This window comes from Algoriphagus iocasae, from assembly GCF_014206875.1.
Lineage (GTDB): Bacteria > Bacteroidota > Bacteroidia > Cytophagales > Cyclobacteriaceae > Algoriphagus > Algoriphagus iocasae.
Genome location: NZ_JACIJO010000004.1, coordinates 219,910 through 229,831 on the forward strand (window position 1 = coordinate 219,910; position 9,922 = coordinate 229,831).

General features: G+C 37.2%; 13 protein-coding genes. 7 read left to right on the forward strand and 6 right to left on the reverse strand.

Going from position 1 to position 9,922, the window contains the following annotated elements:
- Positions 1-13: 13 nt before the first annotated feature.
- The 6 genes from rpmG (at position 14) to FHS59_RS21225 (ending at position 3,071) form a co-directional block, all read left to right on the forward strand.
- Positions 14-196, forward strand: coding sequence for a 50S ribosomal protein L33 (gene rpmG, locus FHS59_RS21200; protein ID WP_014020702.1), 183 nt, complete (start codon positions 14-16; stop codon positions 194-196).
- A gap of 36 nt (positions 197-232) precedes the next feature.
- Positions 233-385 carry a DUF4295 domain-containing protein gene (locus FHS59_RS21205; RefSeq protein ID WP_184497968.1) on the forward strand — a complete coding sequence of 51 codons (153 nt, stop codon included), beginning with the start codon at positions 233-235 and terminating at the stop codon, positions 383-385.
- 89 nt (positions 386-474) lie between these two features.
- Positions 475-1,434 carry a signal recognition particle-docking protein FtsY gene (ftsY, locus tag FHS59_RS21210; RefSeq protein WP_184497970.1) on the forward strand — a complete coding sequence of 320 codons (960 nt, stop codon included), beginning with the start codon at positions 475-477 and terminating at the stop codon, positions 1,432-1,434.
- A gap of 117 nt (positions 1,435-1,551) precedes the next feature.
- Positions 1,552-2,400: an SPFH domain-containing protein gene (locus tag FHS59_RS21215; protein WP_184497972.1), complete on the forward strand. Its 849-nt coding sequence runs from the start codon at positions 1,552-1,554 to the stop codon at positions 2,398-2,400.
- A gap of 4 nt (positions 2,401-2,404) precedes the next feature.
- Positions 2,405-2,902: a hypothetical protein gene (locus tag FHS59_RS21220; RefSeq protein WP_184497974.1), complete on the forward strand. Its 498-nt coding sequence runs from the start codon at positions 2,405-2,407 to the stop codon at positions 2,900-2,902.
- Complete coding sequence (locus FHS59_RS21225; RefSeq protein WP_184497976.1) at positions 2,895-3,071, forward strand: Arc family DNA-binding protein; 177 nt, start codon at positions 2,895-2,897, stop codon at positions 3,069-3,071. Before FHS59_RS21220 ends, FHS59_RS21225 begins: the two co-directional genes overlap by 8 nt.
- A 21-nt stretch (positions 3,072-3,092) precedes the next feature.
- Here the strand turns inward: FHS59_RS21225 and FHS59_RS21230 are convergent, their stop codons facing one another.
- On the reverse strand, positions 3,093-4,589 hold the full coding sequence (locus FHS59_RS21230; protein ID WP_184497978.1) for a TolC family protein: 1,497 nt from the start codon (positions 4,587-4,589) through the stop codon (positions 3,093-3,095).
- A gap of 178 nt (positions 4,590-4,767) precedes the next feature.
- Between FHS59_RS21230 and FHS59_RS21235 the strand changes: the two genes are divergently transcribed.
- On the forward strand, positions 4,768-5,532 hold the full coding sequence (locus FHS59_RS21235) for a class I SAM-dependent methyltransferase (protein ID WP_184497980.1): 765 nt from the start codon (positions 4,768-4,770) through the stop codon (positions 5,530-5,532).
- Here the strand turns inward: FHS59_RS21235 and FHS59_RS21240 are convergent.
- Genes FHS59_RS21240 through FHS59_RS21260 form a run of 5 tightly spaced genes read right to left on the reverse strand, consistent with a single transcriptional unit; the run spans position 5,529 to position 9,759 of the window.
- Positions 5,529-6,491, reverse strand: coding sequence for a glycosyltransferase (locus FHS59_RS21240; protein ID WP_184497982.1), 963 nt, complete (start codon positions 6,489-6,491; stop codon positions 5,529-5,531). The two genes, FHS59_RS21235 and FHS59_RS21240, sit on opposite strands and share 4 nt — an antisense overlap.
- The gene (locus tag FHS59_RS21245) at positions 6,491-7,453 is read right to left on the reverse strand and encodes a glycosyltransferase family 2 protein (protein WP_184497984.1); all 963 of its coding nucleotides are present in this window, start codon (positions 7,451-7,453) and stop codon (positions 6,491-6,493) included. Before FHS59_RS21245 ends, FHS59_RS21240 begins: the two co-directional genes overlap by 1 nt.
- 3 nt (positions 7,454-7,456) lie before the next feature.
- Complete coding sequence (locus FHS59_RS21250; protein WP_184497986.1) at positions 7,457-8,005, reverse strand: DUF4199 domain-containing protein; 549 nt, start codon at positions 8,003-8,005, stop codon at positions 7,457-7,459.
- A 7-nt stretch (positions 8,006-8,012) separates the two neighbouring features.
- On the reverse strand, positions 8,013-8,525 hold the full coding sequence (locus FHS59_RS21255) for a DUF4199 domain-containing protein (RefSeq protein WP_184497988.1): 513 nt from the start codon (positions 8,523-8,525) through the stop codon (positions 8,013-8,015).
- Positions 8,518-9,759: a dihydroorotase gene (locus FHS59_RS21260; protein WP_184497990.1), complete on the reverse strand. Its 1,242-nt coding sequence runs from the start codon at positions 9,757-9,759 to the stop codon at positions 8,518-8,520. Before FHS59_RS21260 ends, FHS59_RS21255 begins: the two co-directional genes overlap by 8 nt.
- Positions 9,760-9,922 lie beyond the last annotated feature (163 nt).

Consider the following 9,922-nt stretch of genomic DNA (forward strand, 5'->3'; position numbering starts at 1 on the left):
AATAAACACGAAGATGGCTAAGAAAGGAAACAGAGTACAGGTGATTTTGGAATGCACGGAGCACAAGACTTCTGGCATGCCAGGTACTTCAAGATACATCACTACCAAGAACAGAAAAAACACTACTGAAAGATTGGAATTGAAAAAATTCAACCCAATTCTTAAAAAAGTGACTGTTCACAAAGAAATCAAGTAATTTAGCACAGGATTTTTCCTGTAAAACGAAAAAGATATGGCTAAGAAAGTAGTAGCAACACTGAAGAAAAAAGACGGTGTAACTTACGCAAAAGTCATCAGAGCTGTAAAGTCTGATAAGACTGGTGCTTATACCTTCAGAGAAGAAATGGTTCCTTCCACTGCGGTTCAGGAAACATTAAGCAAATAATTGCCTAGTGCATCTTCATGCATTTAAGTCCCTCTGTCCAAAGGTCAGCAGGGACTTTTTCGTTATATTCCGCTTTTAAATAAATCAACATGGGAATTTTTGGTTTCTTTTCTAAAGACAAGAAAGAAAGCCTGGATCAAGGCTTACAGAAATCTAGCGAAAACATATTTTCTAAACTCAGCAAAGCTGTAGTTGGTAAATCTAAAGTCGACGAAGAGATTTTAGATGAACTGGAGGAAATCCTGATTACATCTGATGTCGGAGTTGACACGACTATCAAAGTTATCAGACGAATTGAAGATCGTGTAGCTCGAGATAAATATGTCAATACCGAAGAGTTAGACAAAATCCTAAAAGAGGAAATCTCAGGTCTTCTCGAAGAAAACAACACCCAGGATTTACTGGATTTTGATATTCCAGAAGACAAAAAGCCTTATGTCATCATGGTGGTGGGTGTCAACGGAGTTGGAAAGACCACAACTATTGGCAAATTGGCTAACCTTTTTAAATCTGCCGGCAAATCGGTAGTACTAGGAGCCGCAGATACATTTAGAGCTGCTGCTGTTGATCAATTGATCCTTTGGGGAGACAGGGTTGGAGTTCCAGTAATTTCACACGGCATGAACACAGACCCTGCTTCTGTTGCATTTGATGCGGTCAAAACTGGGGTAGACAATAAAGCAGATGTGGTGATTATTGATACAGCGGGAAGATTACATACCAAAGTAAATCTAATGAACGAATTAGGCAAGATCAAAAGAGTCATGCAGAAATTCATTCCTGACGCACCTCATGAAATCCTACTTGTATTGGATGGGTCTACTGGACAGAATGCTTTTATCCAAGCCAAAGAATTCACAAAAGTTACAGAAATCACCTCCCTCGCGATTACCAAATTAGACGGTACGGCCAAAGGAGGAGTAGTTATTGGGATCTCTGATCAATTCAAAATCCCGGTAAAATACATTGGAGTAGGTGAGAAAATGACTGATCTCCAACTATTTAACAGGAAGGAATTTGTCGATTCTCTTTTTACTAAGAAAAGATAAAAGAAATCACTCTTTATAATACCCCGGCTTAGGTCGGGGTATTTTTTTTATCCAAAGTTGAACCTTAAAAATTTTTTGTCGTAATTTAATATGATATCATTTTAACATCATATTGAAATGGAAAAAACTAAAAAACCTTCGTCCGGATATTTAATTATCCTTTTGGATCTTGCACTTATTGTTGGATCAGTTTTCTCTTTTGTAAACTATTCACCTGTTCTAGGTGCTGTAGCTGCATTTTTAGCAATCATAAGCCTGCCAGGATATTTCATAGTAGAACCTAATAAAGCCATGGTTTTGCTTCTTTTCGGAGAATACAAGGGAAGTGTTAAAGCGAATGGATTTTATTGGGTCAACCCATTTATGACCAAGAAAAAAATATCCCTTCGAGTAAGAAACTTTGAAAACAAACCTGTCAAGGTAAATGACAAAATCGGTAACCCAGTCTTGATAGGAACGATTGTGGTTTGGCAAGTGGAAGACACATTTAAGGCAACTTTTGATGTGGACGATTACGAGAACTTTGTTCACCTTCAATCAGATGCGGCTATAAGAAAAATGGCCGGACTTTATCCTTATGATAATTTCGAAGATGAAGAGGCAGAAATCACTTTACGCTCTGGCGTTGAAGATGTAAACCATTCTTTGGAACAGGAAATCAGTGAAAGACTTCATCATGCTGGTATTAAAGTAATCGAAGCTAGAATTTCTCACTTGGCCTATTCATCAGAAATCGCATCCGCTATGCTTCAAAGACAGCAGGCGACAGCAATTGTGGCAGCTCGTCAAAAAATTGTAGAAGGAGCCGTAGGGATGGTAGAAATGGCTTTGGAAGACTTGAAAATGAAGGATATTATCGAGTTTGATGATGAGAAAAAAGCTGTGATGGTCTCCAATCTTATGGTAGTTCTTTGCTCAGATAAAAGCGCTAGTCCGGTACTTAATGTTGGCACATTGAACCAATAAAAAAATGAGTAATCAGGTTTTTAATGAAAAGCAATCCTACAAGGGAAGTTGGATCATGTATTTAATCCTGCTTACCGAAATACCAACATTAATCTTAATGTTGGTGCTTTTCTTTACCTCAGAAGACAAACAGGAAATGGGGATAGCTCTGGCCGTGGTACTTTCTGTCTTGGCATTGAGCATTTCCCTAATCTTGTCAATTTCTCTTGAAACAAGAATTGATCAATTCGGAATTCAATACAAATATTATCCGTTTATTAGAAACTGGAGAAAAATCCCAAAAAATGAAATTCTAGACGTTCGCGTTATTACGTTCAATCCTATTTTTGATTACGGCGGTTATGGTATGAAAAGAAACAGGAATACCAAACTTTATAATATTTTGGGAGATGAAGGTTTGCTAATAAATACGGGTGAAAAAAGAAAAATATTACTTGGAACAAGTGAGAGAAAAAAGCTGGAGGTTTTTCTAGCCACATGGAAGGAGGAAGGTGATGCCTAAGAAAAAACCATTTGCTTTACGCCTAGACGAAAATATGATGAAGGCAGTGGAAAAATGGGCTTCCGATGAATTCCGAAGCACCAATGGACAGCTGGAATGGATCATTCGAGAAGCACTAAAAAAATCTGGCCGGTTAAAAAAGGGGGATTCAGAATCTTCAGAGGAATAAATAGACAAATTATCCCTAGCGTTACTCTTCTAATTCCGGATTATAGAGCAACTGATCATTCTCAAAATCATATAGAGTCAATGCTCTCAACTCATAATATGCTACCCAAAAATCCTTCAAAGAGCTAAAGAAAGCTCTCTTGTTAGTGTCTTTTTCATTCTGGGCTATATTGAGATCTGAAATGGTCACATTACCTGTTTGGTAGCGGTTCAAGGCTATTTGATATCTTTTTTCAGCAACCTCATCTGACTTCTGTGTCACTTTAATTCGTTCTCTGATCATTAAGAAATTTCTCACTTTTGTGAAAATCTCTTGCTCAAAGTTGATGGTTTCATTTTCGACTTCATACTCAGTTAATTGCTGATTTGCCAAAGCTTGAGACATTCTAGCTTTGTTTCTTCCCCAATCCAAAATCGGAACTGATATTCCCAGGTTTACCAAAGCTTGGGTATTCGGATTGTTGTAAATATCACCCCAAGTAAAAGCTGCATTGTTATAGCCATAACTTGCATTTAAATTCATCGCCAATCGCTGCCCTTTGGCTTCTGCTACTTGCGCCTCAGACTCCATTCTTCGTCTGTCAAACCCCAGTGCTTCTGATCTGTTTTGGAAAGCGTAGGCAATAGCCTCATCGATATTTACATCAAAATCCGGAATCTCTTTAGGTGATAGTAATTTGATTTTGGCATATTGATTTAAACCTATGTAAGAATTTACTGCCAAAGATGATTTTTCTAAATCAAGTTGCGCTTGAGCAAGATCCTGCTTAGCCTGCAGAGTTTGTAACTCCACTTGAAGTAGCTTGTCTTCAAACGTAGCTCCTATCTCATACCTCTTTTGTTCAATGGCAAAAATATCCTCCGTGTTTTTTAGATTTTTAGAAGCGATATCAAAATTTACCTGAGCGATTAAATAGTCAAAAAACAATTCAGTCACCATCATTGAAATCATTTCACCTTCTTCGACAAATTCTCTTTTGCTTTCCTCAAACATCAACGGCTCAATTTTCTTGTCCCACTTATAAGGGTTATATGCGAAAATCGGCTGACTCAGACTGACATTTAAAGGGGTTCCCGACCATTGAGTTTGAACTTCATTATCATCGGCTGAAAAATTATCAAATCGATTGGTTGATGTATTGACAGAAATCATACCTCCTGTCGGTGCAATTACTTGTTGCAACCCAAGCCCTAAATCAACCAAATTCTGCTTTACAGGTAAAAACTTTATTGTACCATCTGGCTGTGGCACGGAATTGATAGCCTGAGAATAGGCAGGAACAGTACCAGTCAGTCGCAATTGAGGATTATAATTTGATTTGAAAAATCTGTATCTCCAATATCGATTTTCCTTTCTGGTTTTGGCTCGCAAAGATGCTGGAGATCTATCTTTAGCTCTTTGAACCATGTCATGTAGCGTATAAGTCACCGAGTCCTGAGCAAAAGCTTCCTGGAAGGAAATCAATAAAAAGGCAAAAACAGTGAATCCAAAAACATGCAAAGCGCTACAATTTTTCATAGAGTCAAATCAAATAGTATGTTCCAAAAAAAAGAATTGAACTAAAATAATGAGAGAATATTCTTTAGCAAAAGACTTTTAACTTTCAAATGCTAAAACTTCCTAAAGAATTAAAAGAATATCCAGAACTAGCCTACTCAATCATCTTTATTAACTTGCAGGTTCAAATTTTCCCTGAATGAAGTCCATCATAAGTTTCGTCATCCGATATATTCCAAGGCCATTTCTGCAGCAAGTCAGTCCCCTTGCAATGAAGTTTTTTGCACAGCTAAATAAAGGAACTGATGTTACTTGCCCTGTTTGCCAGCATAGCTACAAGAAGTTTCTACCTTATGGAAGGATTGCCAGGGAAAATGCACTTTGCCCAAATTGCCTTTCTTTGGAACGACACCGTCTCATGTGGCTTTTTCTTCAGGAAAAAACTGATTTTTTCACTGCCAAACTAAAAGTATTACACATTGCTCCTGAGCATTGTTTTATCAATCGATTTGAAGCCTTGCCAAATCTAGATTACATCACTGCTGATTTGGAGTCTCCTTTGGCTAAAGTGAAAATGGATGTGCATAAAATCCCTTTTGAGGAAAATACATTTGATGTTGTCTTCTGCAATCACGTCATGGAACATGTAGAAGATGATCTTTTAGCTTGCTCTGAAATTAACCGGGTTCTTAAAAGTGACGGCTGGGGAATCATCCAATCACCAGTTTACAACCTTCCTGAAACTCTCGAGGATAAATCTATTACTGACCCTGCGGAAAGAGAAAAAGTTTTTGGACAACGAGATCATGTCAGAAAATATGGGAATGATTACGCGAAGAGGCTAAGAAAATCAGGTATCCGAATCGATGAAAATCTTTTTGTAAAAGAATTAAAATCAGAAAAAGTCAAACAATTCGCTCTTCCGGAAAATGAAATCATTTTCGTGTGCAAAAAAGGTAATTAGCCTTTGACTTGCTTACGAATCAATTCATAAACTAATCCTGTACCGTAGGAAAACAGTTGGGTAAAAGAAGTGATAAGGCTATAAATACCGATTATTATTGAGCGGTACTTAATGCTTGAGTCGACCACTACTGCAAGGCTCCAAAGAATCAAAATAGAAAGTTGAAAAGGAAATACACTTAACCCCAATAAGCCTGAAACACTTGTTCCTATACAAAAAAGCACAAATAATGTAGGTAAAAAGTGTACCTTTTTTATTGCATCAGGATGATACCTCGAAACATTGACACGATTTCTTCCAAATGAAAATGCCTGTTTCGCAAATGATATTAAGGTGTTCTTTCTCTTATGAAAAACAAAAGCCTCCTCAACCAATTCCAGTTTAAAACCTGCTTTTTTAATACGGATACTCCATTCTATATCTTCTCCTTTATTTGGATCCACGAAACCTCCAATAGACTCAAAAACATTTCGTGAAACTCCCATATTAAAACCTCTTGCCTGGTATTTAGCAGGATCTTTCAGTTTTCCTCTAATTCCTCCTGTTGTCCAAAATGAGGTCATGGCAAAATCCATCGCTTTTTGAATTGGACTAAAGCTTTGCTCCGCAGCATCAGGCCCACCAAAAGCATCTAATTCCCGCTTTTGTATCGCCATTTTAAGCTCCTCTAAATACTCTGCTGGCAATAAGACATCTGAATCCAATATGACAAAAAAATCTCCCTGAGCATACCTCATACCATCATTCCTTGCAAAACCCTGCCCTTGATTAGGCTGATTATAGTAGGAAATAGAAAAATCGTTCTTGAATGCAGTACAAACTTCATCCGCCCGATCAACAGAACCATCGTCCATTACGATGACTTCAAATTGTTTAAATGATTGATTTTTTAAACTTTCTAAAAGTTCTCTTATCTCTTCAGGACGGTTATAAACCGGTATGATCACCGAGAAAAACATCAATAATCAAAGTTTATCTCCTCGTCAATTTTATATTCTGTCTCTTTTGATTGATTTGAGGTCATCAATTCCGCAATGAAACCAGTCACAAAAAGCTGAACCCCGATGATTAAGGCTACCAAAGCCAAGAAAAACAAAGGCTGATCTGTAATCTCTCTTACTTGTAATCCTTTGCTTAGCCCATATACTTTTTGAAATATCAGCCAACAGGTTATCACAAAGCCTGAGAAAAAAGAAAGAGTGCCTAGCAATCCGAAAAAATGCATCGGCTTCTTTTTATATCTGTGAACAAAAGAAACTGAGATCAAGTCAAGAAATCCATTCAGAAACCTTTCTATTCCAAATTTGGAGTAGCCATATTTTCTCGATTGATGTTGAACAATTTTCTCACCGATCTTAGGAAAACCATTCCATTTGGCTAAAAGAGGGATATAACGATGCATTTCCCCATAAACCTGGATATTTTTTACGACTTTCAATTTATAGGCCTTTAGCCCACAATTAAAGTCATGTAGTTTGATACCAGAAATCCATCTGGTAACAGCATTAAAAAATTTGGATGGGATAGTTTTACTGATGGGGTCATGTCTTTCTTTTTTCCAGCCAGAAACAACATCAAATCCCCCCTCTTTAACCATCGCAAAAAGACCCGGTATTTCATCTGGACTATCCTGCAAATCTGCATCCATAGTGATAACTACATCACCACTTACTTTTTGAAAACCAGCATCCAAAGCTGCTGATTTCCCATAATTTCTAGTAAAGTTCAGCCCTTTCACCTCTTCGAACTCGCCGGCAAGGCTATTAATAACCCCCCAGGAGTTATCTGTACTTCCGTCATTTATAAAAACGACTTCATAAGAAAAGCCGTGGTCTTTCATGACACGGCTAATCCAATGAGTTAATTCAGTAATTGATTCCTCTTCGTTGAATACAGGAACGACAACGGAAATATCAGGCATGCTTTAGTAATCCAGAGATTTATCTCTTTTTTTAAGTATTGCAGCTATAATTAAAGCAATTATTGCATAGATAATAATCCCAATTCCAAACCCCATCAATTGACCAGATAGAGTAAATTGTTTTGCAGTACTAGCTCTCATTTCTTCCAATTGACCTGGAGGTAAAGAATCAGCTGAAGCGCCAAAGCTCTCCATCATTTTGATGCTGTTTTCAAAGGCAAGATCTCCTAATACTCCAGGAAGTGACGGGTCAATCACATGAAACAATAATACTTGTCCAATTAGACCTATAATACCTGAAATCAAAATTGCTATAAAGCTAAAATTAAAGGCAGTACCAAAGGTCATAAAGCCTCCAATTTCAGATCGATACTGTCTTCCAAAATAAATGATCAAAGCAAAGAAGATTACTATTGCTATTAAACCAAACCAAGCTGAGCCTAGTAATGTAGCATCAATAAAATAGGCAATAAAAGTTAAGGCAAGTGAAATTAAGCCAATAGTAACACCTGGTTTCACAGCGGCTTGAAAAGGAGATTGATTCTCTTCCATAGTTTTATTAGTTAGGGTTTTTCCTCAAAATAATAGAAATAATTATAGTAAAAAACAGTCCTGGAACGATTTTCCAAATCGCATCATTTATAGCAACGTCAGAAATCACCATATTTTTGACACTTTCCATGGTTGCCAAAAATGAATTTTCCCCGACTTGAGAAACGATGGTCTCTTTACTTTCAGCTAAAGTATTAATTTTTGAGGACTTTATTATTTCAAAAAGATCAGGTTCTAAAGAAAGCAAAACCCAGATTCCTAAAAAAGAAATGATTGCGATTAACATGTAAGTTACAAAACCCACACTCATCCCTTCCGCAAAAGAAAGGTAGCCCTGATTGCTATAATCTTTGAAATATTTAAGAGCCAAATAAACTGATATTGGCACGATAACGTAACCAAAAATCAAATTGAGTGTCGTAGGATCTTCTTTAAAGAAAGATAACACGAAAAATGAGATCAATCCCAAAACACCTCCGAGGATCCCAAAAAGGTACGCAGACTTAAAGTACTTATTCATTGATTGTGATTAACTCACCTTTTTGAATCACATATTTCACTTTTCCTGTCAGCTCTTTTCCAAACCAAGGAGAGTTCGATGAATTGGATTTATTTGAAGCCCTATTGTAAACCCATTTAGCTGTTGGATCAAAGATAGTCCATGAATCACTTGATTCTCCAACAATTGAATTAGGTCCGGTCGTGATCTTTTGGATCAGCAAAGGCCAAGAAAGATCTTTCTCTAGAAGGACCAAAGCTGGTAAAAAGGTTTGCAATCCTGCCATACCAAATGAAGCCAGATCAAATTCCATGAATTTTGAATCATAGTCCTGCGGCTGGTGGTTAGAGACTATTGCATCTATTGTACCGTCTTTTAATCCTTCAATTAAAGCTTCTTTGTCTGATTCACTCCTAAAAGGAGGTTTCACCTTATAATTAGGATCAAAATCCATCAAATCATTATCAGTAAATAGTAATTGATAGATGGAAACATCACAAGTAATGTTTAATCCCTCAGCTTTACCTTTTCTGATTAAGTCAATACCTTTCCTAGTACTAACGGTTTGAAAATGGACTTTCCCTCCTGTGTATTTTAATATTTCAAGGTTTCTTTGGATCGCTACGTCTTCTGCAAGACTTGGAATTCCTTTCATACCTAGCATGGTAGAATTCTCCCCTTCATGCATTTGACCAAATATTGCTAACAATGGATCATAGGCGTGGTCAAATAAAACCCCATCAAATTTCTGGAGATATTGAAGAATTTTCATGTACCGATCTCCATTTGAAAGAGTTTTTATTCCATCACCGAAAATGGAAACTCCTGACTGATGATGCATATCCAAAATTTCAGTCAGATCATCACCCTCCGTATTTTTTGTCACTGCTCCTTGGACAAGGATTTCAACTGGATATTTTTTGGCTTTGTTAATAATGAAATCCACTTCATTCTTACTCTGAATCACTGGTTCAGTATTGGGGAGAATTACTGCTTTAGAAAAACCACTTGCCATTAGAGACTCACAAAGTGATTCTACAGTTTCTTTATATTCCAACCCTGGTTCGCCTACCATACATCTCAAATCTACCCAGCCTTTAGAAGCCATCATTCCTGTGGCATCAATAACCTCAAATTGATCTGATTTGGAATCTTGGGTAGCTGGGGAAAAATTACCGGAATGGAAAATAAAATCCTGAGCTGTTTCAACTCCTTTAGGAGTTATAAACTTTAATCCTTTAAATAGAATGGACATGAAATTTTCTTTGGTACAAAACTGCAACAATATTCTAAAAATGAAAAGTGAAAATGGATTGAGTTAAACAAAAAAAAGCCAGCAGGATCTGCTGGCTTGAATAATGTGGCGGCGACCTACTCTCCCGGGTGTAACCCCAGTACCATCGGCGCTGCAGGGCTTA

Coding starts and splice junctions, on each gene's coding strand:
- ftsY (WP_184497970.1), top strand. CDS start 475: ATGGGAATTTTTGGTTTCTTTTCTAAAGACAAGAAAGAAAGCCTGGAT.
- FHS59_RS21230 (WP_184497978.1), bottom strand. CDS start 4,589: ATGAAAAATTGTAGCGCTTTGCATGTTTTTGGATTCACTGTTTTTGCC.
- FHS59_RS21225 (WP_184497976.1), top strand. CDS start 2,895: ATGCCTAAGAAAAAACCATTTGCTTTACGCCTAGACGAAAATATGATG.
- FHS59_RS21245 (WP_184497984.1), bottom strand. CDS start 7,453: ATGCCTGATATTTCCGTTGTCGTTCCTGTATTCAACGAAGAGGAATCA.
- FHS59_RS21215 (WP_184497972.1), top strand. CDS start 1,552: ATGGAAAAAACTAAAAAACCTTCGTCCGGATATTTAATTATCCTTTTG.
- FHS59_RS21240 (WP_184497982.1), bottom strand. CDS start 6,491: ATGTTTTTCTCGGTGATCATACCGGTTTATAACCGTCCTGAAGAGATA.
- FHS59_RS21205 (WP_184497968.1), top strand. CDS start 233: ATGGCTAAGAAAGTAGTAGCAACACTGAAGAAAAAAGACGGTGTAACT.
- FHS59_RS21255 (WP_184497988.1), bottom strand. CDS start 8,525: ATGAATAAGTACTTTAAGTCTGCGTACCTTTTTGGGATCCTCGGAGGT.
- FHS59_RS21220 (WP_184497974.1), top strand. CDS start 2,405: ATGAGTAATCAGGTTTTTAATGAAAAGCAATCCTACAAGGGAAGTTGG.
- FHS59_RS21260 (WP_184497990.1), bottom strand. CDS start 9,759: ATGTCCATTCTATTTAAAGGATTAAAGTTTATAACTCCTAAAGGAGTT.
- rpmG (WP_014020702.1), top strand. CDS start 14: ATGGCTAAGAAAGGAAACAGAGTACAGGTGATTTTGGAATGCACGGAG.
- FHS59_RS21235 (WP_184497980.1), top strand. CDS start 4,768: ATGAAGTCCATCATAAGTTTCGTCATCCGATATATTCCAAGGCCATTT.
- FHS59_RS21250 (WP_184497986.1), bottom strand. CDS start 8,005: ATGGAAGAGAATCAATCTCCTTTTCAAGCCGCTGTGAAACCAGGTGTT.